This is a genomic window from Microbacterium sp. NPDC080220 (assembly GCF_040686395.1).
In the GTDB taxonomy this organism is placed as follows: domain Bacteria; phylum Actinomycetota; class Actinomycetes; order Actinomycetales; family Microbacteriaceae; genus Microbacterium; species Microbacterium gawkjiense.
The window spans coordinates 430,817-456,153 of record NZ_JBFBOP010000002.1 but is presented as its reverse complement, the minus strand read 5'-3'; the positions used below and the strand labels follow the sequence as shown (position 1 = coordinate 456,153).

The 25,337-nt window shown below is 71.5% G+C and carries 18 protein-coding genes; 7 read left to right on the top strand and 11 right to left on the bottom strand.

From position 1 onward, the window contains the following. The first annotated feature begins 6 nt into the window (after window positions 1-6). From glgX to treZ, 3 genes are read left to right on the top strand one after another with little or no spacing between them, the layout of a single operon-like run. Complete coding sequence (glgX, locus tag AB0P29_RS05750) at window positions 7-2,217, top strand: glycogen debranching protein GlgX (protein ID WP_363379034.1); 2,211 nt, start codon at window positions 7-9, stop codon at window positions 2,215-2,217. Further along, window positions 2,217-4,565: a malto-oligosyltrehalose synthase gene (treY, locus tag AB0P29_RS05745; protein ID WP_363379033.1), complete on the top strand. Its 2,349-nt coding sequence runs from the start codon at window positions 2,217-2,219 to the stop codon at window positions 4,563-4,565. The genes glgX and treY overlap by 1 nt, the downstream gene beginning before the upstream one ends. Further along, entirely contained in the window at window positions 4,562-6,280 is a 1,719-nt protein-coding gene (gene treZ / locus AB0P29_RS05740) for a malto-oligosyltrehalose trehalohydrolase (RefSeq protein WP_363379032.1), read from the top strand. Before treY ends, treZ begins: the two co-directional genes overlap by 4 nt. A 230-nt stretch (window positions 6,281-6,510) precedes the next feature. Here treZ and AB0P29_RS05735 read toward each other — a convergent pair whose 3' ends face one another. Next, window positions 6,511-7,926 carry a DUF222 domain-containing protein gene (locus tag AB0P29_RS05735; protein WP_363379031.1) on the bottom strand — a complete coding sequence of 472 codons (1,416 nt, stop codon included), beginning with the start codon at window positions 7,924-7,926 and terminating at the stop codon, window positions 6,511-6,513. Between the two features lie 414 nt (window positions 7,927-8,340). Between AB0P29_RS05735 and AB0P29_RS05730 the strand changes: the two genes are divergently transcribed. Continuing rightward, window positions 8,341-9,162 carry a tryptophan-rich sensory protein gene (locus tag AB0P29_RS05730; protein ID WP_363379030.1) on the top strand — a complete coding sequence of 274 codons (822 nt, stop codon included), beginning with the start codon at window positions 8,341-8,343 and terminating at the stop codon, window positions 9,160-9,162. A 90-nt stretch (window positions 9,163-9,252) separates the two neighbouring features. Here the strand turns inward: AB0P29_RS05730 and AB0P29_RS05725 are convergent, their stop codons facing one another. The 4 genes from AB0P29_RS05725 to AB0P29_RS05710 form a co-directional block, all read right to left on the bottom strand. Next, window positions 9,253-9,978: a GMP synthase gene (locus AB0P29_RS05725; protein WP_363379029.1), complete on the bottom strand. Its 726-nt coding sequence runs from the start codon at window positions 9,976-9,978 to the stop codon at window positions 9,253-9,255. 42 nt (window positions 9,979-10,020) lie between these two features. Further along, window positions 10,021-10,731, bottom strand: coding sequence for a LysR substrate-binding domain-containing protein (locus AB0P29_RS05720; protein WP_363379028.1), 711 nt, complete (start codon window positions 10,729-10,731; stop codon window positions 10,021-10,023). 25 nt (window positions 10,732-10,756) lie between these two features. Beyond that, window positions 10,757-11,287: a thermonuclease family protein gene (locus AB0P29_RS05715; RefSeq protein WP_363379027.1), complete on the bottom strand. Its 531-nt coding sequence runs from the start codon at window positions 11,285-11,287 to the stop codon at window positions 10,757-10,759. 66 nt (window positions 11,288-11,353) lie between these two features. Further along, window positions 11,354-11,761 carry a transferase gene (locus AB0P29_RS05710; RefSeq protein WP_363379026.1) on the bottom strand — a complete coding sequence of 136 codons (408 nt, stop codon included), beginning with the start codon at window positions 11,759-11,761 and terminating at the stop codon, window positions 11,354-11,356. Between the two features lie 96 nt (window positions 11,762-11,857). Between AB0P29_RS05710 and AB0P29_RS05705 the strand changes: the two genes are divergently transcribed. Then, complete coding sequence (locus AB0P29_RS05705) at window positions 11,858-12,523, top strand: YitT family protein (protein ID WP_359920221.1); 666 nt, start codon at window positions 11,858-11,860, stop codon at window positions 12,521-12,523. Continuing rightward, window positions 12,523-12,822 (top strand): antibiotic biosynthesis monooxygenase, encoded by a 300-nt coding sequence (locus AB0P29_RS05700; RefSeq protein ID WP_254631850.1) that lies wholly within the window; start codon window positions 12,523-12,525, stop codon window positions 12,820-12,822. Before AB0P29_RS05705 ends, AB0P29_RS05700 begins: the two co-directional genes overlap by 1 nt. 7 nt (window positions 12,823-12,829) lie before the next feature. Here the strand turns inward: AB0P29_RS05700 and AB0P29_RS05695 are convergent, their stop codons facing one another. From AB0P29_RS05695 to codB, 5 genes are all read right to left on the bottom strand, one after another. Then, entirely contained in the window at window positions 12,830-13,603 is a 774-nt protein-coding gene (locus AB0P29_RS05695) for a DNA-formamidopyrimidine glycosylase family protein (RefSeq protein ID WP_363379025.1), read from the bottom strand. Window positions 13,604-13,612: 9 nt separating this feature from the next. After that, window positions 13,613-18,364, bottom strand: a complete 4,752-nt coding sequence (locus AB0P29_RS05690; protein WP_363379024.1) for an ATP-dependent helicase — start codon at window positions 18,362-18,364, stop codon at window positions 13,613-13,615. Window positions 18,365-18,423: 59 nt separating this feature from the next. Next, complete coding sequence (locus AB0P29_RS05685) at window positions 18,424-20,202, bottom strand: ATP-binding cassette domain-containing protein (protein ID WP_363379023.1); 1,779 nt, start codon at window positions 20,200-20,202, stop codon at window positions 18,424-18,426. 323 nt (window positions 20,203-20,525) lie between these two features. Next, window positions 20,526-22,061, bottom strand: coding sequence for an amidohydrolase (locus tag AB0P29_RS05680; protein ID WP_363379022.1), 1,536 nt, complete (start codon window positions 22,059-22,061; stop codon window positions 20,526-20,528). Continuing rightward, window positions 22,058-23,389 (bottom strand): cytosine permease, encoded by a 1,332-nt coding sequence (gene codB, locus AB0P29_RS05675; protein ID WP_363379021.1) that lies wholly within the window; start codon window positions 23,387-23,389, stop codon window positions 22,058-22,060. Before codB ends, AB0P29_RS05680 begins: the two co-directional genes overlap by 4 nt. A gap of 173 nt (window positions 23,390-23,562) precedes the next feature. On the opposite strand from codB, the gene AB0P29_RS05670 reads away from it, so the two are divergent. Further along, window positions 23,563-24,648, top strand: a complete 1,086-nt coding sequence (locus tag AB0P29_RS05670) for a PucR family transcriptional regulator (RefSeq protein WP_253034807.1) — start codon at window positions 23,563-23,565, stop codon at window positions 24,646-24,648. A gap of 3 nt (window positions 24,649-24,651) precedes the next feature. On the opposite strand, the gene AB0P29_RS05665 is transcribed toward AB0P29_RS05670, so the two are convergent. Beyond that, complete coding sequence (locus tag AB0P29_RS05665) at window positions 24,652-25,311, bottom strand: dienelactone hydrolase family protein (protein ID WP_217529512.1); 660 nt, start codon at window positions 25,309-25,311, stop codon at window positions 24,652-24,654. Between the last annotated feature and the right edge of the window lie 26 nt (window positions 25,312-25,337).

The window sequence follows — 25,337 nt, the reverse complement described above, 5'->3', positions numbered from 1 at the left end:
GTACGCATGCAGGTTTGGCCCGGTTCCGCTTACCCCCTGGGAGCGACCTTCGACGGCAATGGGACGAACTTCGCCCTGTTCAGCGAGGGCGCCGAGAAAGTCGAGCTCTGCCTGTTCGACGAGAGCGGTCAGGAGACCCGCGTCGAGCTCATCGACGTGGACGCGTTCGTCTGGCATGCCTACCTGCCGTCGGTGCAGCCGGGGCAGCGGTACGGCTACCGCGTGTACGGCCCGTACGACCCCGCCAACGGATGCCGCTTCAACCCGAACAAGCTCCTCCTCGACCCCTACGCCAAGGCCGTCGACGGCCAGGTCGAGTGGGGGCAGGCGGTGTTCAGCTACACGTTCGGCGACCCCGACTCGACCAACGACGAGGACTCGGCCGCAGCAAACATGAAGGGCGTCGTCGTCAACCCGTTCTTCGACTGGCAGGGTGACCGGCAGCCGAAGACCCCGTACGCCGAGACCGTCATCTACGAGGCGCACGTCAAGGGTCTCACGATGACGCACCCCGACATCCCCGAGGACATCCGCGGCACGTACAGCGCGATCGCGCACCCCGTCGTCATCGAGCACCTCAAGAAGATCGGCGTGACGGCGCTCGAGCTCATGCCGGTGCACCAGTTCGTCAACGATTCGACGCTGCAGGAGAAGGGCCTCTCGAACTACTGGGGCTACAACACGATCGCCTTCTTCGCCCCGCAGAACACGTACTCGGCGGGCGGCGGCGTCGGCCAGCAGGTGCAGGAATTCAAGGCGATGGTGCGGGCGCTGCACGCCGCGGGCATCGAGGTCATCCTCGACGTGGTCTACAACCACACCGCCGAGGGCAACCACATGGGCCCGACGCTGTCGATGCGCGGTATCGACAACATGGCGTACTACCGGCTCGAAGACGACGACAAGCGGTACTACACCGACTACACCGGCACGGGCAACAGCCTCAACGTCGGCAACCCGCATGCCCTGCAACTGATCATGGACTCGCTGCGCTACTGGGTGCTCGAAATGCACGTCGACGGCTTCCGTTTCGACCTCGCCTCGACCCTCGCCCGCGAGTTCTACGACGTCGACCGCCTCTCGACCTTCTTCGAGCTCGTACAGCAGGACCCGGTGGTCAGCCAGGTCAAGCTGATCGCCGAGCCGTGGGACATCGGCCCCGGCGGGTATCAGGTCGGCAACTTCCCGCCGCAGTGGACGGAGTGGAACGGCAAGTACCGCGACACCGTCCGCGACTTCTGGCGCGGCGAACCGTCCACGCTCGGCGAGTTCGCGCTGCGCCTGACGGGGTCGGCCGACCTGTACGAGCAAAACGGGCGGTGGCCGGTGGCATCCATCAACTTCGTGACCGCGCACGACGGTTTCACCCTGCGCGACCTCGTCTCGTACAACGAGAAGCACAACGAGGCCAACGGCGAGGACAACAACGACGGTGAGTCGCACAACCGGTCGTACAACCACGGCGTCGAAGGCCCCACCGACGACCCCGACATCCTGCGAGTGCGGGCGCGTCAGCAGCGGAACTTCCTCGCGACGCTGCTGCTGAGCCAGGGCGTGCCGATGATCTCGCACGGCGATGAGCTCGGCCGCACGCAGAACGGCAACAACAACGGGTACGCGCAGGACAACGAGCTGACGTGGATCGACTGGACCTCGATCGACCAGCCGCTCATCGAGTTCACCTCGGTGCTCGCTCGGTTACGGCGCGACCACCCGACGTTCCGGCGTCGGCGGTTCTTCGACGGGCGGCCGGTGCGGCGCGAGGAGGGGGCGCCGCTCCCGGACATCGCGTGGATCCGCCCCGACGGCTCCGAGATGCAGCCCGAGGACTGGGATTCCGGGTTCGGGCGCGCGGTCGGCGTGTTCCTCAACGGCGACGGCATCCGCGAACGCAACCGTCGCGGTGAGGAGATCCACGACCGGCACTTCTTCGTGTTCTTCAACGCAAGCGACGAGGACATCGACTTCACGGTGCCGACCGCGTCGGCGAGCCCCCGCTGGGAGGTGATCGTCGACACCGCCGGCGGTGCGGCAGACGCCCCCCTCGTCGACCCGGGCGGCACCGTCTCGGTCGGCGGTCGTGCGCTCGTCGTCCTGCGCGACCACGTCGAGGAGACCGTCGAGCCGGATCCGTCCGTCGCGGCCTCGCTCGCCGCCCTGACGGGCGCGATCGACGTGATCCCCGCTGAGGCGCCGCAGATCGAGCTGCCCCGCTGATGACCGGGCGACGGAGCACTCCCCGGTCGACGTACCGGCTGCAGATCCGCAAGGGTTTCGACCTGGATGCCGCGGCCGAGCTCACCGACTATCTGCGCGACCTCGGCGTCGACTGGGCCTACCTGTCGCCGATCCTGCAGGCGACGAGCGGCTCGGACCACGGCTACGACGTGACCGATCCGACCGTCGTCGACCCCGAGCGGGGCGGCGCGGAGGGTCTGCAGCGGTTCGCCGACGCCGCCCGGGCGGCGGACCTCGGCATCCTCATCGACATCGTGCCGAATCATCAGGGCGTGTCCGCCCCGCGGGAGAACCCGTGGTGGTGGGACGTTCTGCGGCGCGGTCAGAGCTCGCCCCACGCGGCCGCGTTCGACGTCAATTGGGCGCTCGGCGGGCGGTTGCGGCTGCCGGTGCTGGGTCGTGAGCTCGAGCAGGCGATCGACGACGGCGAGATCGAGGTCGACACCGCAGCGGGAGTCGTGCGGTACTTCGACCACGAGTTCCCGCTGGCGGACGGCACGGGCGAAGGTGACGTACGCGACGTGCTCGCCCGGCAGCACTACGAACTGCTGTTCTGGCGGCGCGGCGACGCGGAGCTCAACTACCGTCGCTTCTTCGCCGTGACGACGCTCGCGGGGGTGCGCGTCGAGGACCCTGCGGTCTTCGACGCGTCGCACGTCGAGATCGTGCGGTGGATCCGCGAGGGTCTCGCCGACGGCCTGCGGGTCGACCACCCCGACGGCCTGGCCGACCCGGGCGGATACCTCGACCTGTTGGCGGATGCGACCGGCGGCGCGTACGTGCTCGTCGAGAAGATCCTCGAGCACGGCGAGGAGCTGCCCGCGTGGTGGGCGACCGACGGCACGACCGGGTACGACGCGATGGCGGTGCTCGACCGTGTGCTGATCGACCCGGCCGGGGAGCAGGCGCTGACCGAGCTCGACGTCCGGCTGCGGGGCGGCCAGGACGCTGACTACGCCGACATGATGCACCAGGCGAAGCTCGCGTGGGCGACCGACGGACTGCACGCCGAGGTGCTGAGGCTCGCGGCCCTCGTGCCCGCCGCCGAGCGCGGCGGAGCGTCGGACGAGCAGTGGCTCGACGCGCTCGCCGAGCTGCTCGCAGCCTTCCCGGTGTACCGCGCGTACCTGCCGGCGGGAACCGAGGAGCTCGACGCGGCGGTCGCGCTGGCGTCGCGACGGCGCCCCGAGCTCGCCGCCACCTTCGAGGCGATCGCGGCCCGGCTGGTCGCGGAGCCCGAGGCGGAGTTCACGCGACGGTTCATGCAGACGACCGGCCCCGTCATGGCGAAGGGTGTCGAGGACACGACCTTCTACCGGTTCACCCGGCTGGGCACGCTCACCGAGGTGGGCGGCGACCCGACCGAGTGGGCGGTGGATGCCGACGGGTTCCACGCGGCATCCGCTCACCGTCAGGCGGCGTGGCCCGCGGCGATGACGTCGCTCTCGACGCACGACACGAAGCGCAGCGAGGACGTGCGTGCACGGTTGTCGGTGCTCGCCGAGATGCTCGAGCGGTGGGCCGAGGTGCTCGACGCGCTGCGCGGGGTCTCGTCGACGGGCGACGGACCCTTCGACAACCTGCTGTGGCAGGCGATCGTGGGGGCGTGGCCCGCGTCGCGCGAGCGGCTGCACGCGTACGCCGAGAAGGCGTCGCGTGAAGCCGGGAACAGCACGACGTGGTCGGAGCCCGACGAGGCGTTCGAGGAGAAGATGCACCACCTCGTCGACGCCGCCTTCGGCGACGCGCGGGCGATCGTCGAAGGGTTCGTCGACGAGATCGCGCCGCTCGGCCGGTCGAACTCGCTGTCGCTGAAGCTGCTGCAGCTGGCGGGACCGGGCGTGCCCGACGTGTACCAGGGCACCGAGCTGTGGGACCACTCGCTCGTCGACCCCGACAACCGCCGCGAGGTCGACTTCGCGGAGCGTCGCCGGCTGCTCGCGCGCCTCGACGAGGGGTGGATGCCGCCCGTCGACGGCTCGGGCGCGGCGAAGCTGCTCGTGGTGTCGCGCGCGCTGCGGCTCAAGCGCGACCGCCCGGAGCTGTTCGCGCGGTACACGCCGATGACGGCGGCCGGGGAGGCGGCGGACCACGTGGTCGCGTTCGACCGCGGTGGGGTCGTCGCCGTGGCGACGCGCCTGCCCGCCGGTCTCGCCGCGCGCGGCGGCTGGGGCGACACCGAGCTGCTGACGCGCTCCGGTGCGATGGTCGACGTGCTGACCGGCCGTCGTGTCGAGGGTGGGCGCGTGCGCCTGGCCGATCTGCTGGACACCTATCCCGTCGCGCTGCTGGCGCCGGCGGATGTCATCGAGGGGGACGCATCGTGATCGAGGTCTGGGCTCCGCGGGTCGAGGGGGTGCGGCTGCGCCGTCCGGGGTTGGACGACGTGGCGATGGTGGCGGCCGGCGACGGCTGGTGGCGTGCCGACGTCGCGCTCGCGGACGGCGACGAGTACGGCTTCGTGCTGGGCGAGGGCGACGACCTGCGGCCGGATCCCCGGTCGCGGCGGCAGCCGCGCGGTGTGCACGAGGCGTCGGCGTGGTTCGACGCGGCATCCTTCTCGTGGACGGATGACGCGTGGACGGGGCGTCAGCTCGGTGGCGGGCTGATCTACGAGATGCACCTGGGGACGTTCACACCCGAGGGAACGCTGGATGCCGCGATCACCCGATTCGACCATCTGACCGACATCGGCGTGACGCACATCGAGCTGCTGCCGGTGAACGCCTTCAACGGCACCCACAACTGGGGCTACGACGGTGTGCTGTGGTACGCCGTGCAGGAGACCTACGGCGGGCCGGCCGCGTATCAGCGGTTCGTGGATGCCGCGCATGCCGCAGGTCTCGCGGTGATCCAGGACGTCGTCTACAACCACCTGGGTCCGAGCGGAAACTACCTGCCGGAGTACGGGCCGTACCTGCGGGACGGGTCGCGGAACACGTGGGGCGACAGCCTGAACCTGGATGAGGCGGCCGTGCGGTCGTTCATCGTGGAGAACGCGCTGATGTGGATGCGGGACTTCCACGTCGACGGTCTGCGTCTGGACGCCGTGCACGCGCTGCACGAGTCGGGCGCGCAGCCGGTGCACATCCTGCAGGAGATCGCGGAGCGGACCGATGCGCTGAGCGCTCACGTCGGACGGCCGTTGACGCTGATCGCCGAGAGCGACATGAACGATCCGGTGATGTTCCTGCCGCGCGAGGCCGGCGGGTACGGTCTGACGGCGCAGTGGTCGGACGACTGGCATCACGCTGTGCACGTGGCTCTGACGGGGGAGACGGTGGGGTACTACGAGGACTTCGCCGATCCGGAGGCGCTGCCGAAGGTGTGGACGAAGGGCTTCTTCCACGACGGGACCTACTCGTCGTTCCGGGAGCGCGATCACGGCAAGCCGGTGCCCGACGAGTCGGCGTCGTGGCGGCTGGTGACGTACGCGCAGGACCACGACCAGATCGGCAACCGCGCGGCGGGCGACCGGTTGACGGCGACGCTGTCGACGGATCGGCTGGCGGTGGCCGCGGTGCTGACGCTGACCGCTCCCGGCACGCCGATGCTGTTCATGGGCGAAGAGTGGGGCGCGTCGACGCCGTGGCAGTTCTTCACGTCGCACCCCGAGCCCGAGCTCGCCGAGGCGACCGCGAAGGGACGCATCGAGGAGTTCGTGAAGATGGGCTGGGACGAGAGCATCGTGCCGCATCCGAACGAGCCGGCGACGTTCGAGCGGTCGAAGCTGGACTGGTCGGAGGTCGAGGTCGGCGATCACGCGCGGTTGCTGGATCTGTACCGGCGGCTGGCCGAGCTGCGGCGTTCGCGCCCCGAGCTGACGCATCCGGGTCCCGGTGGGCGGGATGCCGAGGTGCTGCCGACGGCGTCGGGCAACCGGTACATGCTCCGCCGCGGTGGTGCCCGCGTGGTCGTGAACCTGTCGAGCGAGCCCTGGGACGTGCCGGGCGGCGACGTCTGGATCGCGTCGACCGACCCCGGTCGCGACGGCGATCGACTCGTCGTCGCGCCGGACTCCGCGGTCGTCATCGGGGAGTAGGTCGCGCCGGCGCCGGCGCCGGCGCTGGGACTGACGTTGGCGTTGGCGTTGGCGCTGGCGTTGGCGTTGGCGTTGGCGGTTGGCGGGGTGCCTGGTTCCCGCAGGCAGCGGAACACCCGGGGTGTGTATGCGTCGGTCTTGTCCCGGGCGGAGCTCGCCGCGGTGCAGATGTCTCGGATGCGCAGAGCGTCCCTGATTCCGCGTGCGGGTGAGACGGTGTGCGGTGTTCCTCAGAAGGGTGCGGGTTCCGCTGGAGCCCGCGGCGGTGGCGGTGGTGGTGCGGCAGGGGTGAACGCGACGGCCGGGGTAGGTGCGTCTTCGCGGTAGGTCCTGCCGAGGGGTGAGGTCCATTCCAGGACTCCACCCTTCAGTTGTCGCACTCTCCAGGCGGTGAACTGCTTCATCGAGTGATGCCGTTGGCACAGGTGGGCGAGGTTCGACAGTTCCGTGCGCCCGCCGAGCGCGTGATCGTGGGTGTGGTCGACCTCGCAACGGATGGCGGCGACGCGGCATCCGGGGAACCGGCAGTGCTGATCCCGGGCTTGCAGAAACCGGCGCATTCCGGACGGGACCCGGTACGAGTCGGTCGCGACGGTGACGCCGGTGGTCGGGTCGTGGAACAGGCGTTCCCACATCCCGGTGCCGCCGGCGAGCGTCCGTGCGGTCGCGGGGTCGATGGGGGATCGGCCGGTGAGGTCACAGGGCCCGTCATCTTGACCGGTGAGTGTCGCGGCGGGGACGAGCACTTGTACGCGTGCGCGGATCGCGCCCAGCGGTCCGGCGGCGGTGTCGCGGGTGTCGTCGAGTGCAGGCGTTCCGGCGAGGAGCAGGTCGGCGAAGACGTCGGCACGGACCTGATCGATCGAACGCTGATCTGTCGCAACGACAGTGGCGGCATCCTCGCTGTCGCCGTGGCCATCGCCGACGTCTACGCCCGTCGCGGCGTCTCCGAACGCGACACCTGCCCCGCCGTACGCGGCGGCCCGTTCGTCGCGGGTGTCGATGACTGCTCGCGCTTGCTGCGTGAGCCGGTCGTGGATACCCTCGGCGATCACCGTCGGGACGGTTGCGACGACGTCGGACATCCCGTCTCGTCCCGGGACGATCCGCACGCACCTGCCAGCGGCGGCTTCCTCGTGCCGTTCCGCGAACGAGCGAGGATGCATCCGGTGCGCGAGGATCTCCAACTCGCCTCGCACCCGGTTCGGAGTATCACGCTCGCACCGGGTGATCGCCACTTGTTCGAACTCCGCCCACATCACCGCCGGCAGGGTGGTCCCGGTCTCAAGGATCGCGATCGCGTGGCCCCGGACGATGCGACCCTGCTCCCACGCCTCGACCGTTGCGGGGAAGCCCTCGACCAGAGTCCGCGCCTCACCGATCCGGCGTTGCACGGTCCGATCCGTCACGCGCATCACCCCGCCGACCTCCGCCGAGATCGACCGCAACGCCATGTCGTGGACCTGCACGCGGGCGTTGCGCTGCGCGATCTGCGCTTCGGCGAGACGGCCGGCGGTGGCCAGCATCCGCAGCTCCCGGACCTGCGCCCTCGCAAGCTCGACGGCCACATCACCCGCATCCGCGACGATGCCCGCCAGGGCGGCGAGATAGTCCTTGCCACCGGGGGTTTCCGCCGCATCCGTCATACCTGCACTCTGCCACCGACCACCGACATCCACCCCGTCGAAACCGGCCCGGATCACATGATGTGGACACCTCGAAAATGAGAGTCCTCTCATCTTCCGAGGTGCTGGATGAGCACGCGCGGATCGCACTCAGCGTCTCGCCCGGACCACGTCGCAGCGTCGGACACCGTGCCTCCCACGGCGAACCGCTCTGCGAGCCCATCGGCCGCCCGCCCGCGCCCGCACCCCACCCCGTCATCCATCTCGCCGTCCCCGGGATTCGGAGAACGTCCCCGGATTCGGATGCCAACCGCTGGTGTGGTCCGAATCCGGCGCGCACATCCGAATCCGTGACACCCGCGACCGCGCTGGGCGCCCCGGCATCCGACTGTCAAGAGCTCGCTGCGCCGCCGGGGCGCGACGTACCGTCGCGCCATGATGAGCTCCACCGCATCCCGCTCCTCCGACCTGACCCGTCAGATCGTCGTCATCTCGGCGGTGACGTTCATGATCATCGCCGCGCTGTTCGGCTCGGGCGTCTTCGGCGGCACCCCGGTGCAGGATCTGCAGAACGGCGCGCTCTCCGCGACCTCGACCGTGCTCGCGCCGGCGAGCTCCGCGTTCTCGATCTGGAGCGTCATCTACACGTTCATGATCGCGTACACGGTCTGGCAGGCGCTGCCGTCGCAGCGGGGCAGCGTTCGTCAGCGTCGCGTCGGCTACCCGATCGCCCTGACGGCCGTCCTCAACGGTCTGTGGCTGCTTGCGGCCCAGTACACGACGCTCCTGCTGACCGTCGTGACCATCGTCGCGCTCCTCGTCGCGCTCGGCTGGACCATGCGTCTACTCGTCCTGAACCCGCCGCGGACGGTGGCCGAGACGTTCTTCACGGACGTCACCGTGGGGCTTCACCTCGGATGGGTGACGCTGGCGACGGTCGCCAACACGACAGCCTGGCTCACGACCGAGGTCGCCCCCGAGTCGTGGGGTCAGGCCGCGAACGCGTGGGGCGTCGCCGTCCTCATCGTCGTCGCCCTCATCGCCGCGGCCAGCGCGATCGGCACGGGCGGCCGCCTCGCCCCGGCCCTCGCCTCGGCGTGGGGCCTGCTCTGGATCGGCGTCGGCCGCACCGTGAGTGAGCCCCAGTCGACCCCGATCGCCATCGCGGCGTTCATCGCGGCCGCCGTCGTCGTGCTCGTCCCGATCGCGCTCTGGATCCGCGGACGCCGCGGCGAACTCGTTTTCGCCCGCGCCTGACGTCCGCACGACCCGTGGGGTCGGTGTCGCCTCACGCGGCTCGCGTGTGCACACCAGCACCACGCATCGTGCAGGTGCCCGGCGACCGGGTCAGAACATGGCGGCGAAACGGCGCAGCAGACGCTGCGGCTCGGCGAGGTCGGCCGACAGCACGTGCGCCGCGACGGCGTCGTACTCGTCCGCGTCGAAGTAGCCGTGGTTGCGGTAGATCGTCATCCGCTCGGTGAAGGCGACCCCGGTCGGCTCGGGGTGGAACTGCGTCGCGTACAGCCGCTCGCCCAGCCGGTACGCCTGCACCGGGCAGTCGTCGTTCGTGGCGAGCAGCACGGCACCCTCGGGCAACCGCGAGGTGCCCTCCTTGTGCGCCGTCAGCGCGCTGAACTCCGGCGCCAGGTCGCCGAACAGCGGATCGCGTCGACCGTCCTCGGTGAGACGGATGCCGGTGGGCCCCGTCCCCTCCGGGTAGTCCCGCGTCACCTCGCCGCCCAACGCGCGCGAGGCGACCCCGATCCCGAAGCACGTGAACAGCGCGGTCGTCCGGCCCGCCGCGGCAGCCTGCGCGACCGCACCGAGGCCCGCCTCGATCCGCCGCTGCTCCACCGGCTTCGTGTCGGCGGGATCGGTCGTGTTGTACGGGCTCCCGCCGACCACGAACCCGCGCCACCGGGTGAACGCGTCGACGGGAAGGTCGTCCTCGACAAGGTCCCACCGCTCGAGCCCGGTCTCGTCGACGCCCATCGCGCGCTGGAACGACGCGTACTCGCCGTCCGCGGCATCCACCTGCGGGCGCACGCAGAGGTAGACGAGCGGGGCCATCCGTCCAGTCTAAATGCCCGGTCGGAGGCCGAACGCCGTGTGTCAGCGGGACGAGTTGGCGGTGCGGCCCCGCACGATGCCCACGAACGCATCGACCAGCTCGGTCGTCCCGTCCGCCGGCCACGCCAGGGCGACAGCGGATGCCGGGGCCCCCGCGAGCGGACGGAACGTCACGTCCTTGCGGTGATGCAGCCGTGCGAGGGACATCGGCACGACGACCATCCCGACGCCGGCGGCGACGGTCTCGATCGCCTCGCCCGTCGTCGCAGGTGCGGCGAAGCGGGGTGCCTCGGTTCCCGGCAGGTCGACGCCGAGCACATCGTCGCGCGGGACGATCCGCACCTCGCCGGCGAGGTCCTCGACGGTCAGCTCATCGGCGGCGGTCAGGTGCGAGTCCGCGGCGCACACGACGACCGTCGTCTCCTCGTACAGAGGGATGACGTGCAGTCCGTCGCGGTCGATGGGCAGCCGCACGATCGCGGCGTCGACCTCGCCCCGCTCGAACGCCCCGCGCTGCTCCGCGACGAGCAGGGGGACGAGCTCGAGCGGCGTGCGAGGCATCCGCGTCTTCCAGGTGTCGATCCACTTGCCGGGGGTCGCGCCGGGCACGGCACCCAGCCGGAACGGTCCCGCGGGCGGTGCCGCGACGGTCGCCGGCTCCGGCACGGCCTTCGCGCGCGACTTCGGCTTCGCCGAAGCCTTGCCCAGGCCGGGGCGGCCGCCCTTGCGCTGGGGTCCGCCGCGTGTCGCCATGCCTGTCAGCGTAGCCGCGCGGGTCTCAGCACGACCCCCACCGGCCGAGGCCCTCCGCCTCGGCGGTGCGCTGGGCGTCGGCGAACCGCGTCGCGTAGCGCGTGTTCGGCGGGATGCGGAGCGTCTCGGCGTGGCCCTCGGCGACGAGCGTCTCGTTCACGAACACCCCGTCGGACGTCCAGAGGTAGCGCAGCGCACGGTCGTACCGGTCGACCGCCTCCCGGTCGGCGGTCGCCCAGACCCGGCTCCCGTCGGGGGCGAGTTCGCGCAGTCGGGCGGTCGCGGCATCCGCTCCGCACTCTGGATCGGGCCGGGCCTCGGGGGTGTCGATGCCGATGAGGCGCACACGCACCTCGCCAGCCGGCCCTCGCGCGACGAGGGTGTCGCCGTCGACCACCCGTTCCACCGTGTAGGCGACCGCGTCCTCGGGGACACCCGCGTCCTCGGGAACACCGGCGGGCTCGGGCGCAGCGGACCACGCCACCCAGAGCCCGGCGAGCACCAGCAACCCGATCACGGCCGCCAGGGCGACACGACGCGACCGGGGAGTACTCACCCGCCGAGGCTAACCCGCGGCACGGACAACGACCCGACCGGGTGAGGGTCGGGTCGTCCGATCAGGTCAGGCCGCCAGTCGCAGCCCGCGACGGTCGGTCGCGACACGCTCGCCGTCGCCGATGCTCTCGTCGTCGCCGATCAGCGACTCGTTCGCCACACGGGCGCCCGCCCCGACGAAGCAGCGCACGCCGATCTTCGCGCCCGCGCCGATCACGGCGCCCGGGCCGATGTGCGCGTGCGGCGCGATCTCGGCGTTCGGGCCGATCATGACATCGGGTTCGATCCAGACGCCGCGTCCGATCCGCGCCCCGGCCCCGATCTGCGCTCCCGGTTCGACGTAGGCGCCCGCTTCGACGACCGCGCTCGGGTGCACCTTGGCGCCGTTCGCGATCAAGCCACGTCCGTTGGTGTGCTTGCGGTAGCGCAGCGTCTCGCCTCGGTCGTTCTCGATGTCGATGTAGTTCTTGCCCACGGGTCCTCCTTGACGGATACAACGTCCCACAAGGCATTTCATTCCCCCGACAGCACCGAAATCATGGGGTTGACCTCCGCTGGGTAACCTGATTCGGTGACCGTGCCCGCAGATCCGATCGACGCCGACGCCCCCGAGACAGGTCCGTCGCTCGTGTTCGAGCAGAAGGCCGCCCCGCATTCATGGCTCGACGACGTCGTGGGGTTGGCGACGGGCACTTTCACCGTCTCGCTCGGCCTGTTCCTGCTGCACCTCAGCACCGCGGTCACCGGCGGAACCGCCGGGCTCTCCCTGCTTCTCAACTACGCGGTCTCGTGGCCCTTCTGGGCCTTGTTCGCGGTGGTCAACCTGCCCTTCGGCGTCCTCGCCGTCTGGAAGCGCGGCTGGGACTTCGCGCTCCGCACCCTGGTCTGCATCGGCGCCGTCTCGGGGTTCTCGGTGCTCATCGAGCACTTCTTCGTCGTCGAGCGCATCGACCCGATCTTCGGCACCGTCGCCGGGAACCTCCTCGCCGGCATCGGGCTGCTCATCGTCTTCCGCCACGGCGCCAGCCTCGGCGGCGTCAACGTCGTGGCACTGATCATCCAGGATGCGACCGGCATCCGCGTCGGGTGGACCATGATGGTCTTCGATGTCCTCGTCATCCTGCTCGCCCTCCTCGTGGTCCCGTGGCCGAACGTCCTGCTCAGCGCTGCGGGGGCCGTCGTGCTGAATCTCGTGCTCGCCCTCAACCACCGGCCCGGCCGGTACATCGGTCACTGATGGTCGACATCGGAGGAGTGCGTCTGTCGGGCCGCATGATCTGCCACACGCAGGAGGAAGCGGATGCCGTGCGTCGCCACCTCGACGCGCACATCGAGCGCACGCGGGCCGAGCCCGGATGCCTGCTGTTCGAGATCACGCCGCTCGGCGGGGGTCGCGCCTGGTCGGTCGAGGAGCTCTTCACCGACGCGCAGGCGTTCCGCGCCCACCAGCGTCGCACGGCGGAGAGCGAGTGGGGCCGCGCGACGGCGGGCATCGAACGCCGCTACCGCGTCGAGGGGCTGCCGCCCGAGGAGTGAGCCTCTGTCACGGCTGGCAGACGGGACACCAGAAGACGATCCGCTCGCTCGTGGCGCGCGCCCCGAGCTCGGACCCCTGGATGAGCGTGCCGCACCGGCGGCACGGCTTGCCGCCGCGTCCGTAGACCCACGTCTGCTTGCCGGGTCGGTTGTCGCCCGTGAAGGTCCGCCCCTGCCGGTCGCGGTTCGCGCGGATCATCCGCACCCCGGTGTCGATGAGACCCGCCACGTCGACCTCGCGGGCGAGGGCGGTGGGACGGATGCCGCGCACGAACAGCAGCTCGTTGGCGTACTCGTTGCCGAACCCGGCCACGTTCCGCTGATCGAGCAGCGCGACGTGGATCGCGCGCTCGTCGGCGGCGACCCGGCGCACCGCCTCGGCGGCATCCCAGTCGGCGGACAGGGGATCCGGCCCCAGGTGTCCGACGACGCGGCCCTCGTCGGCGGTCGGCAGGACCTCGACCATGGCGAGCTCGAAACCGACGGCATCCGCGGGTCTGGTGCCGACGATCGCCCGCGCCTGGAACGCGGGCGCGCGCCACTTCTGCCCGGGCCGGTAGACATGCCAGCGGCCCTCCATCTTGAGGTGCGAGTGCAGGGTCTGTGTGCCGATGCGCAAGAGCAGGTGCTTGCCGCGGGGGACGACCTCGCGCACGGTCTCGCCGCGCAGGTCGACCGTCGCACTGCGCGGCACCCGCACCTCGAAACGGGTCACCTCGTGGCCGGCGAGCGCCTCGTGGAGCTTCCGCGCGGCGCGGAAGACGGTGTCGCCCTCGGGCATGCGGCCTCCCTACGCTCGCTGCGGCTCGCGAGCTCCGCGCCGCAGCGTGAGCCCCTTCGGCGATTCGACGAACCCGGCGTCGCGCAGGGCGCGGCCCGCGGCGGTCGTGTAGACGAATGCGCCGCTCACCTGCTCGATCGTGAGGGTGTCGAGCTTCCGCGCGCGGGCGGTGTCGACGAGGCTGCGGGCGGCGGCGGCGAGGACCTCCTCGTCGTCGGTGAAGGCCAGCGCCGTGCGCCCGCCGCGCTCGAGGTAGAGCACGAGGGCGCCGTCCACGAGCACGACGAGCCCGCCCGCCTTGCGCCCGGGCCGGTGGTTCACACCCTCGAGCGCGGGCCAGGTGAGCGCCGCACCGTACGGGTTCGCCGGGTCGGTCGCCGCGAGGGTCCGTGCCGTGAGCGGCGCGGGCTCGGGGACGGAGGCGAACTCCCGCAACCGGTCGACAGTGGCGGAGGTGGCGAACTGCGCGGCGCCCAGCTTCTCGACGAAGTAGCCGCGGCGGCAGTGCCCCGCATCCTCGAAGCCGGCGAGGATGCGGTAGACCTGCGCGAACCCGCCGGGCACCCCCTCGGATTGGACCGAGCCGCGCGTGACGACGCCGTAGCGTTCCAGCAGCAGGCCCGCCGTTGCCGTCGCCCGCAGCGTCGCGTCGGTGTCAGGCGCCGGCAGCAGCGACCACCGACCCCCCACCATCGCGGGCCGCTGCGGTGCGGGACGTGCGGCGGCCGCGATCGGCGTGCCGCGGAACATGCGGCTGCGCGGTGTGCGCCGGGTCACGCGGTGGGCCTGCGACCCCCCGCCGAGCAGCCCCCGGACCGGGGCGAACGTGTCGTTCGTCACCCGTCCCGACCAGGTCAAGTTCCACAGCGCGTCGATGACGGACTGCTCGTTCGGCGCCTCGACCATGCCGGCGAGCTGGCCCGCGAAGTACGCGCCGCCCGCGCTCAGCGCGTCGAGGATCGACTGCTCGAACGGCGTGGGCTCGTCCTCGGGCACCTGCAGAGTGAGGGATGCGGCATCCGCGGGGTGCAGGGCGATCCAGCCGTCCCGACCGGGCAGCGAGCCGTGACCCGACCACAGCACCTCGCCGGTCGCGGTGAGCTCGTCGAGCAGTGCGGGGGAGTAGTCGCGGACGCGCGAGGGGAGGATGAGGGACTCCCACGCGCTCGCCGGCAGCGGGACACCTGCCAGCTGCTCGACGACGGCGAGCACCCCGTCGACCCCCTCGAGCGGACGCGTCAGATGCTGCCACACCGGCAGGAAGCGGCCGAGCGCGTCGGGGGCGACGGGTTCGACGCTGCCGCGGATCGCGGCGAGCGACCGCATCCGGATCCGGCGCAGCACCTCGCTGTCGCACCATTCCAGGTCGTCGGTGTGCGCGGAGTCGGCGGGCAGGAAGAATCCGCTCGCCAGGCGCCCCTGCGCCTCGAGTCGCTGCAGCGTCAGGCGCGCGACCGCACCGCCGACGCCGAGGCGGGTCGCGACGTCGGCGGTGCGGAACGGGCCGTGCGTGCGCGCGTAGCGGGCGACGAGGTCGGCGAGCGGATCGGCGACGGGTTCGAGGAAGGCGGTCGGGATGCCGACGGGCAGCGCCGCCCCGAGAGCGTCGCGCAGGCGGCCCGCGTCCTCGATGCCCGCGACGCGGGCGACGCCGCCGAACGTGACGCGGATCGCCCGGCGTGCCTCGACGAGCTCGTCGAGGAGCGCGGCGGCATCCGCTTCGGTCGCGGCCGGCGCCGGCGCGTCGGGATCGACGGACGCGCCCTCGAGCCGCTCGGCGACCTCGGCGGCCGAGAGCGGACCGAGCAGGCGCAGCAGGTCGGCGACACCCTCGACGCCGCGCACCCGCCGCGTCGGATCGAGTCGCTGCAGTTCGCGCTCGTACTGCTCGATGACCCCCGGGTCGAGCAGTTCGCGCATCTCGATCTTGCCGAGCAGCTCGCTCAGCAGCGCCGGATCGACCGAGAGCGCGGCGGCGCGCCGCTCGGCGAGGGGCGAGTCGCCCTCGTACATGAACGCCCCGACATATCCGAAGAGCAGGTCGCGCGCGTACGGCGACGGCGAGCTGGTCGTCGTCTCGACGAGGCGGATGCGGCGGTCCGCGATGCTCCGCGCGATGCGCAGCAGGGCGGGCAGGTCGTAGACGTCTTGCAGCACCTCGCGCAGGGTCTCGAGGATGATCGGGAAGGTCGGATGCTCTTTCGCGACCTCGAGCAGTTGCGCGGAGCGCTGCCGTTGCTGCCAGAGCGGGGATCGCTTGTTCGGGTTGAGGCGCGGCAGGAGAAGAGCCCGGGCGGCGCACTCGCGGAAGCGCGAGGCGAACAGTGCGGAGCCGCCGACCTCGGAGGTCACGAGCTGCTCGAGCTCGTCGGCGTCGAAGACGAAGAGTTCTGCACCCGGCGGCTCGGCATCGGTGTCGGGCACGCGCGCGATGATCCCGTCGTCGCTGGCGACGGCGGCGCCTTCGACGCCGAGACGCTCGCGGATGCGCGCGTTCACGGCCAGCGCCCATGGGGCGTGTACGTGCATGCCGTACGGGGAATGGAGGATGACGCGCCAGTCGCCGACCTCGTCGCGGGACCGCTCGACGGTCAGTGTCTTGTCGGTCGGCAGGCTGCCCGTGGCCTCGCGCTGCTCGCCGATGTAGGCCAGCAGGTTGCCGATCGCGTTGTCGTCGAGGCCCGACTCGCGCAGTCGCTCCGTCGCTTTCTCGGGCTTCGCCGTCGACAGTTCGCGCGAGAACTTGCCGAGCGCTTCGCCGAGCTCGGCGGGGCGGCCGAGGCCGTCGCCGTGCCAGAACGGCAGCTTGCCGGGCTGCCCGTACGCGGGCAGGACGTTGACGCGGTCGTGAGTGATCTCGACGATCCGCCAGCTCGTCGTACCGAGGGTGAAGACGTCGCCGACGCGGGATTCGTAGACCATCTCCTCGTCGAGTTCGCCGACGCGGGCGTTGCGGGCCTCGCCCGAGATGAAGACGCCGAACAGTCCGCGATCGGGGATCGTGCCACCGCTCGTCACCGCGATGCGCTGCGCACCGGGCCGCCCGGTGATGGTGCCGGCATCCCGATCCCACACGACGCGGGGGCGCAATTCGGCGAACGCGTCGGACGGATAGCGCCCTGCGAGCAGGTCGAGCGTCGCCTCATAGGCCGAGCGCGGCAGCGAACGGAACGGGGCCGACCGCTTGACCGTCTCGAACCACCCCTCGACGTCGAGGACGGCCACGGCGGAGGCGGCGATCGTCTGCTGGGCGAGGATGTCGAGCGGGTTCTGCGGCACCGAGATCGCCTCGATCTGGCCCGCCAGCATCCGCTCGGTCACGACCGCGGTGTGCAGGACGTCGCCGCGGTGCTTCGGAAAGAGCGCGGCTCGGCTGACCTCGCCGACCTGGTGGCCCGCGCGGCCGACGCGCTGCAGACCGGAGGCCGCCGAGGGCGGCGCCTCGACCTGGATGACGAGGTCGACGGCGCCCATGTCGATGCCGAGCTCGAGGCTGCTCGTCGCGACGACGCAGCGCAGCGCACCCGACTTCAGCTCGTCCTCGACCTGCGCGCGCTGCTCCTTCGACACCGAGCCGTGGTGCGCCTTCGCGAGGATCGCCTCGACGCCGGCCGAGGCCCCCGCCTGCGCCGCCCTGACCGCTCCTCGAGACGTCGCATTCGCGACGCCCGGAGCCTCTGCTCCCGGGACCCTCATTGCCGCGGGCACGGTCTGGTCGGGCACGTCGATGCCGACGCGCTCGGCGTAGATCTCGTTCAGCCGGCCGGTCAGCCGCTCGGCGAGCCGGCGCGAGTTCGAGAACACGATCGTCGAGCGGTGCGCGAGGATGCGGTCGACGATCGCTTCTTCGACGTGCGGCCAGACCGAGCCCGTCATCTCGGACGACTGCGGCGGCGTGTACCAGTTGCCGCCGTCGCCGTCATCGTCGTCATCGGTCGCGGCGGGCGCCTCCTCCTCGGGCGCACCCGGCGGCGGGGGCGGGTTCGTGAGGTCGTCGATCGGGACGACGACCGAGAGGTCGAAGGCCTTGCTCGCCTTCGGCGCGACGATGTCCACCGGGGCCGCGCCGCCGAGGAACCGGGCGACCTCGTCGATCGGACGCACCGTCGCCGACAGTCCGATGCGCTGTGCGGGGGTGTCGAGCAGCGCGTCGAGTCGCTCGAGGCTGACGGCGAGGTGGGCTCCGCGCTTGGTCGCCGCCACGGCGTGGACCTCGTCCACGATGACGGTGTGGATGCCGCGCAGCGTCTCGGCCGCCTGCGAGGTCAGCATCAGGTACAGCGACTCGGGCGTCGTGATGAGGATGTCCGGCGGATCCGCGAGCAGCCGGCGTCGGTCAGCTGAGGGGGTGTCGCCCGACCGGACGCCGACCGTGACGTCGGGCGCCGGCATCCCCAGTCGACGGGCCGACTGGCCGATGCCCACCAGCGGGGAACGGAGGTTGCGCTCGACGTCCACGCCGAGCGCTTTGAGCGGGGAGACGTAGAGGACGCGCGTACGGGGGGAAGCGGCATCCGTTCGCTTCTTGGTCGGCTTCGCGTCCTGCCTCGGCGCCTCGGCGACACGGTCGCGGAAGATGCGGTCGAGGGCCCACAGGAACGCGGACAGCGTCTTGCCCGAGCCGGTGGGCGCGACGACGAGGGCGTGCTTGCCCGCCGAGATCGCCTGCCAGGCGCCGGCCTGCGCCGCGGTCGGGGCGTGGAAGGCGCCGCGGAACCAGTCCTGCGTCGCAGGACTGAAACGCTCGAGCACGTCCGCCATGCTCCTATCATCACGCGGACCACCGACATCGGGCCGGGGCTTGCGCACCGGCCCGCGCGTCAGAGCTCCGTCATCCGCCCGTCCCGCAGTTCCAGCGTGAGGTCGGGACGGATCCGCTCGAGGAACGCGTCGTCGTGGCTGACCACGAGCACGGCGCCCCGATACGCCGACACGGCGTCGACGAGCTGGTCGACCGTGTCGAGGTCGAGGTTGTTCGTCGGCTCGTCCAACACCAGGAGCTGCGGCGCCGGGTCGGCGAGCAGCAGCCGGGCGAGCGCGACGCGGAACCGCTCGCCGCCCGACAGCGCCGATACCGGCCGCAGCACCGTGTCGCCGCGGATGAGGAACCGGGCAAGCCGGTTCCGCAGCTCGGCGTCGCCGACCCCGGGCGCTCCGGCGCGGACGTTCGCCAGCACCGACGCTGCCTCGTCGAGCCCGTCGACCCGCTGCGACAGGTACCCGACCCGGTCGGTGTGCGCCTCGGCCCGTACCGAACTCCGGAAGGATGCCGTGTCCGGCCTCGCCTCAGCAGGATCGGCCCCCTCGTCACCGGAGAACGGCACCGCGGGCGCCGCCGCCCCGCGTTCCGAACTCAGTCCCGCCGAGTCGGCACCGCCCGCGGTTCGCGCCGCATCGGCACCTGCGAGCGGCTCTCGATCCGCCGAGCCTGAGTACGGAACGCCGTCGCCGACCGCCGAGGCGACGAGGCGCTCGAGCAGGGTCGTCTTGCCTGCGCCGTTCGGCCCGACGAGCGCCGCGCGCTCGGGCCCCTGGATGGTCCAGGAGCGCTCGCCGTCACCGATCGTCGCGATGCGCCGACCGGTGCCGACGCCGGGGTCGGGCAGGTCGATGTGCACCGTGTCGTCGTCGCGCACGCGCCGGCCGGCGGTGTCGACGGCGGCCCGGGCGGCCTCGACCTTCTCGTTCGCCTCGACGCGGAGCTTGCCCGCGGTCACCTCGGCGGAGCGTTTCATGGCCCCCAGCACGATCTTCGGCGCCGCCTTCTTCGCGGCGAGCTTCTTGCCGTGCGCGTTCCGCATGGCGATCGCCGCCTCGACCTGCTGCCGGTCGCGCTTCTCGCGCCGGAGCAGCTGCCGCGCGGCGGTCTCGGCCTGCACGGCCGCGGCCTGCTCGGTGTCGAGCCACGCCTTCCACGCGGAGTACGGGCCGCCGAACACCGAGAGCTCGTGCTCGTAGAGTTCGGCGGTGTCGTCGAGCTCCTCGAGCAGCGCGACGTCGTGGCTGACCACGATCAGCGTGCCGCGCCACGTGCGCACGAGTTCGTGCACCCGCGCCCGCGCGTCGCGGTCGAGGTTGTTCGTCGGCTCGTCGAGCAGCGCGATCTCGGCGCCGCGCAGCCGCACGCCGACGAGCGCGGCGAGCACCGCCTCGCCGCCCGACAGCTCGCCGACACGGCGGTCGAGCGCCCCGTCGGGCAGGCCGACCTCGGCGAGGGCCGCCGTCGCGCGCGCTTCGACGTCCCAGTCGTCGCCGACCGTGTCGAAGTGCCGCTCGTCGACGTCGCCGCGCTCGATCGCACGGACGGCGTCGAGCACCGGCGCGATCCCGAGCACGTCGGCGACGCGGCGCCCGGTGTCGAGCGTGAGCTGCTGCGGCAGCAGGTCCACGCGTCCGGCCGTCGAGATGGACCCGGATGCCGGGACGAGGGTCCCCGCGATGAGCTTCAGCAGCGTCGACTTGCCGCTGCCGTTTCGCCCGACGAGGCCGGTGCGGCCGCCGCCGAAGGCGCCGGACACGTCGCTCAGCGCGACGGTGCCGTCGGGCCAGGCGTAGGTGACGCGGTCGAGGGTGACCGCGGAGGTGAGAGTGGTGGGCATGAGCGCCTCCCTGTGATGGGGGTGCGCGGACGCCGGCCTCGACGATACGGAGGCAGCGCTTCATGCATCCGGGCAGCACGAGGTGCTGCGGTCGAAGGGGGACGGTCCGCGCCGGTCGGTGAATCGATCACCGGGCGGACCGTCGGAATCGTCCTCGAGGAGGGTCGACGGGTCAGCGCGGGATCACAGCGCGATCGCGTCGACAGCCTTCAACGGCTCTTCCTCACACTCGGGACAGGGACTCGCCCATGGTAGCCACGAAGACGAGCGGATGCCAGGGTTCGCCCCACCTGCACGGCGGCGAGCCCCGGCATCCGCTCGGATCACACCCGTTCGTGCACCCAGGCCCGCTCGTCACCGGTCCAACGGTTGACCGCGGTCTGACGGCCCGACGCGAGCTCGTACATGCGCGAGAACGCCGGCGCGAAAGCGTCGTTCACGCGGTCCAGCCGGTCCTGTTCCGCACGGATGCCGGGCATCTCGGCACGGAACGCGGCGATCACGGCGTCCTCGTCGATCAGCGTGAGCCGGCCGTTCTGGACGGTGGTCACGCCGTCGACCATGACCCGCACGATGGACGAGCCGTTCTCGCTGTAGACGAGGTGGTTCTCGAGCCTGTTCGTCGGGAGGAAGGCGAGCGTGCCGGTGTCGAACATCACGAGGTCGGCGCGCTTGCCCACTTCGATGGAGCCGACGGTGCGGTCGAGAACGGCGCTCCGCGCACCGCCGATGGTCGCGGCCGTCAGCACCTCGTCGACCGTGGACCACCGGGCCGGATCGGGCTCGGTGACCTTGTGCAGCAGCGCCGCCGTCTTCATGACCTCCATCAGACGGGGCGTGTCGCTCGAGGAGCATCCGTCGGTGCCGAGGCCGAGGTTGACGCCTGCATCGTGGTAGCGCCGCCACGGCAGGACGCCGGACCCGAGCTTCAGGTTGGAGATCGTGTTGTGCGAGACGGATGTGCCGCGTCGCGCGATGCGCTCGATGTCCTCGTCGGTGACCCAGATGCCGTGCGCGAACGTGGTCCGATGGCTCATCGCACCGATCGTGTCGAGGTGTTCCACGAGTGTCTGCCCGCCGTACAGCTCGTCACCCGTCACCGCCTGCGTCTTCGTCTCGAGCACGTGGATGTGCACCTCGGCGTCGAACTCGGCCGCGAGCTGGGTGGCGCCGACGAGCAGGTCGTCGGTGCACCGCTGCGGACCGGAGGGCGCGAGCATGTACCGGACGCGCCCGCCGGCGGTGCCGTGGTGGCGCTCGAAGGCGGTCCGCGAGTAGTCGAGGTACTCGTCGGCCGTCAGCACCGGCTGCGCCCGCACCTGCCGGACGAGCTCGTCGGGCAGCCAGTCGGTCACGAAGGGCAGCGTGTCGACGAAGGGCCGGTTGATGACGTGACCCGAGACGTTCGCCCGGATGCCGATGCTCTCGTATGCTCCCGCGACGGCCGCGAGCTGGTCGAGGTCCTGACCGGGCGTCTCGAGGACGTCGTCGACGAGCGTGGTGACGCCGTTCTTCATCGACTCCATCGCGAACATGAGCGTGCGCAGCCGCACGATGTCGGGGCTCGTGGGGGCGCCGCCGAGGATCGGGTAGGAGTACAGCATCCACAGCTCGAGCGGCATGTTGTCGTAGCGGCCCTTGTAGAGGTACTCCCACGAGTGGGTGTGCGCATTGACGAACCCGGGGGTGACGAGCATGCCCGCCCCCTCGATGACCTCGTCGCCCGGTTGTGGGGTGAGGTCCGTGCCGATCTCGACGAAGACGCCGTCCTCGATGCGGAGGTCCCGCGCCACGGGGGTGGATTCCGTCGCGGCATCCATCGTGATCACCTGGGCGCCGCGGATGAAGGTGCCGGTCATGCGCGGACCTCCGCCTCGACGGGCTCGGATCCCGCATCGGCCGTCGGGGCGCCCGTGATGCGGCGCGCCGCCGCGTGGCAGAGCGGTGCCGCGACGATGGCCACGATGATCCCCTGCACGGCGGGGCTGCCGATCCCGGTGAAGGCGCCGAACGCCGCCGCGGCGGTGCCGAGCAGGTAGGCGACGATGCCCGGCCACACGAAGGCTCCGACGCGGGTGACGTCGGTGCCCGGGTCGCGTCGCCGCCAGACGAACAGGTACGTGCCGATGATGACCCCGCCGAGCGGTGGGATGACGGTACCGAGGGTCACGAGGAACCCGATCAGCGCGTTCGCCACGCCGGTGACGGCGAGCGCGATGCCGACGACCACGCCGATGATGATGAAGGGGCGCTTGTCGTTGCGGTTCGCGAGTTCGGCACCGGCGACGCCGAAGGCGTAGGCCGTGTTGTCGTTCGTGGTCCAGAGGTTGAAGGTCAGCAGCAGGACGCCCATGAGCGCGAGTCCCATCGTGAACAGCAGGGCGGTGAAGTCGGCCTCGCCGAAGGCGATCGCGCCGATGCCGCCGAAGACGAGCATGGCGGTCTCGATGACGAGGAGCACACCGAGGCAGATGAGGAACGCCGTGCGCGGGCTCTTCGCGAAGCGCGTCCAGTTGCCGACCTGCGTGCCGCCCGAGATGAAGGTGCCGATCATCATCGTGAGGGCCAGACCCGGCGAGATCGAGCCGTCGCCCGTCGTCGCGAGCATCGCCCCCCAGCCGCCGACCTCGTCCACCGAGACCACGGTGATCCAGATGCAGAGAGCGAACATGAGGGGGACCGACACCCAGGACAGGATCTCGATGCCTTTGAAGCCCCAGTAGGCCGTCGTCGCCATGAGCAGGCCGCCGAAGATCGCAAGCGGCCACGAGACCTCCCAGCCGATCGCGGAGGCGAGGAGGTCGGCGAAGATGCCGACCGTGATGCCGTACCAGCCGACCTGCGTGCCGCCGAGGACGATCGAGGCCCATTTGCCCCCCACGCGGCCGAGGGAGAGCCGTGCGAGCAGGACGGTCGACAGACCGGTCGCGGCGCTGGTCGCGCCGAGTGTCGCGATGTAGAGCGCGAGGACGACCGAGGCGATCGCGGCCAGGCCGACGAAGGCGGCGAAGCCGAACGCCCCGGCGACCTGCCCGCCGGTGACCATGGTGGGGGTGAAGAAGATGAAGCCGGCGACGACGACGAGGATGGCGAACCATCCCTGCCGGGCGCTGAGGGGGACGCGGCCGAGCGGGTAGTCGCGGTCGACGCGCTCCGGGGCGGCGGATGCCGCTGTGGTCGAGGTCATGAGCACTCCTTTCCGAGTGGTCACATCACACCCGCGCCGTGTTTCCGATCCGTTGCACGGGCTCGAAGAGTGGACCGGGTGACAGCCCGGCGCGGCGACGGGTGTACGGATCTCCACCCGCCCGAAACGGGCGCGTCATGGGCGGGAAACGGCCCGGTCGTACCGTGGGCGGCATGACCTCCGCCGCCCCAAGCCTCGGCGACACGGACGTCGACGTCCTCCGGGTCTCGGATCTCATCCATTGGGGGCAGCCGCGGGTCGATCTGGTCGGGGACCCGGTGGGCCTCGACCGCACGGTGCGGTGGGGGCTTCCGACCGACCTCCTCGATCCCTCCCCGTATCTGCGCGGCGGCGAGCTCGTGCTGACCTCGGGGATCTCGATGCGGGATGCCGCCTCCCAGCGCGCCTTCGTCGCCGCCGTCCTCCGCACGCGTCCCGCGGCGATCGGGTACGCCCTGGGAGTCGTGGATTCGGCCGTCCCCCCAGCGCTCATCGCGGCGGCGAACGCGGCGGGGATCGCCGTCCTGTCGGTGCCTCCCGACGTCCCGTTCCTCGAGATCACGCGTCGGATCGCCCACGAGCAGCAGCGCCATGACGCCGAGGAACTCGCGCGCGAATCGGTGGGCGCGATCCTCGACATGGTCCGTCGAGGGCTCGCCAGTCCCGTCGTCCTGCGCGAGCAACTCGAGGCGGCGCTGGGCGTCGTGCCCGGTGTGTGGGTGCTGGCCGCTCGGGGGCGCGTCCTGCGGCCCGGGGATCGTTCGCTCGTCGGGACGACCGCCGGCCACTCGATCGCGATCGTGCCCGCGACCCGGCCGGGTCCGCCGCCGGACGACCTGCTCGGGACGGACGTGGGATGGAGCGGTCCCGCGGACCCCGGCGCGCTCGCCGGCGCGCTGCGGGAGGCGGTGGCCGCGGCGTCCCTCGCCTCCCGCCACGGGGCCTCACGCGGCCCGCGCGACCTCGCGACCTGGGACGGACTCATCGAGCGGCTCACCCCGGAGCAGCTCGCCCCGTTCCGCGACCGGCTCCTCGCCCCGATCGCCGATTACGACGCCCGGCACCGCACCGTGCTCGTCGAGACACTCGAACACCTCTGCCGCCTCGACGGCTCGGTGCAGGCGGCGGCGGAAGAGCTCTTCGTCCACGTCAACACGGTGCGCAAACGCGTCGGCCGCATCGAGGCACTGACGGGTCTCAGCCCGCTCGACACGCGCGGGCGTGCGGCGTTCCTCGTCGCGCTCGCCGCAGCAGGCTGACGATCAGCCCGCGCGCTTCGCGAGCTGCTTCTCGAGGAACACCCGCACGTCGCCGAGCTCCTCCTCCGAGACGCTGTGCGCCAGGTTCGGGTACACGCGTCCGCTGAGCTCGACGTGGCCCGGCAGCCACTGCGCCGTGTGGTCGACGAAGCGCGGCGGGATGACCTCGTCGCGCGCGCCGCGCCCCCAGAACACCGGCGGGCGCACCTCGGCGAGCTCGGCGTCGCCGGGATGCGGCTCGGGGAACGCGTAGCCCGCGAGGTTCACCGCGAACGCCGCGTCGCGGGGCCGCATCCGCAGCATCTGCAGTGCGATGACCCCGCCCTGCGAGAAGCCCAGAAGGCCGACGGATGCCGCGTCCCCCCGCACCTCGTCGACCCAGTCCCAGACCGCCTCGGCACTGGCGAGCACCTCGCCGTGGTCGCGGCTCTCGACGCCATCGATCGTGAACCAGGAGTACCCGGGCATCGGGAACCGGGGGGCGAGCGGGGCCCGCACGGCGGCGACGACGAACGCGGAGGGCAGGTGCGGCACGAGCCCGAACAGGTCGCCCTCGTGCGAGCCGTACCCGTGCAGCAGCACGAGCAGCGGGCGGTCGCCGCGCTCCTCGGCGGGCGCGGACCACAGGACGACATCGGGATCGAGCGGTGAGGCGGCGACCATGGGTCCATCCTGCACCAGGCCGTCGA

What these genes read in the sequence shown, in the direction of transcription:
- glgX (WP_363379034.1), top strand. Translation starts at nt 7, where the DNA reads ATGCAGGTTTGGCCCGGTTCCGCTTACCCCCTGGGAGCGACCTTCGAC.
- treY (WP_363379033.1), top strand. Translation starts at nt 2,217, where the DNA reads ATGACCGGGCGACGGAGCACTCCCCGGTCGACGTACCGGCTGCAGATC.
- AB0P29_RS05735 (WP_363379031.1), bottom strand. Translation starts at nt 7,926, where the DNA reads ATGACGGATGCGGCGGAAACCCCCGGTGGCAAGGACTATCTCGCCGCC.
- AB0P29_RS05730 (WP_363379030.1), top strand. Translation starts at nt 8,341, where the DNA reads ATGATGAGCTCCACCGCATCCCGCTCCTCCGACCTGACCCGTCAGATC.
- AB0P29_RS05725 (WP_363379029.1), bottom strand. Translation starts at nt 9,978, where the DNA reads ATGGCCCCGCTCGTCTACCTCTGCGTGCGCCCGCAGGTGGATGCCGCG.
- AB0P29_RS05720 (WP_363379028.1), bottom strand. Translation starts at nt 10,731, where the DNA reads ATGGCGACACGCGGCGGACCCCAGCGCAAGGGCGGCCGCCCCGGCCTG.
- AB0P29_RS05700 (WP_254631850.1), top strand. Translation starts at nt 12,523, where the DNA reads ATGGTCGACATCGGAGGAGTGCGTCTGTCGGGCCGCATGATCTGCCAC.
- AB0P29_RS05695 (WP_363379025.1), bottom strand. Translation starts at nt 13,603, where the DNA reads ATGCCCGAGGGCGACACCGTCTTCCGCGCCGCGCGGAAGCTCCACGAG.
- AB0P29_RS05690 (WP_363379024.1), bottom strand. Translation starts at nt 18,364, where the DNA reads ATGGCGGACGTGCTCGAGCGTTTCAGTCCTGCGACGCAGGACTGGTTC.
- AB0P29_RS05685 (WP_363379023.1), bottom strand. Translation starts at nt 20,202, where the DNA reads ATGCCCACCACTCTCACCTCCGCGGTCACCCTCGACCGCGTCACCTAC.
- AB0P29_RS05680 (WP_363379022.1), bottom strand. Translation starts at nt 22,061, where the DNA reads ATGACCGGCACCTTCATCCGCGGCGCCCAGGTGATCACGATGGATGCC.
- codB (WP_363379021.1), bottom strand. Translation starts at nt 23,389, where the DNA reads ATGACCTCGACCACAGCGGCATCCGCCGCCCCGGAGCGCGTCGACCGC.
- AB0P29_RS05670 (WP_253034807.1), top strand. Translation starts at nt 23,563, where the DNA reads ATGACCTCCGCCGCCCCAAGCCTCGGCGACACGGACGTCGACGTCCTC.
- AB0P29_RS05665 (WP_217529512.1), bottom strand. Translation starts at nt 25,311, where the DNA reads ATGGTCGCCGCCTCACCGCTCGATCCCGATGTCGTCCTGTGGTCCGCG.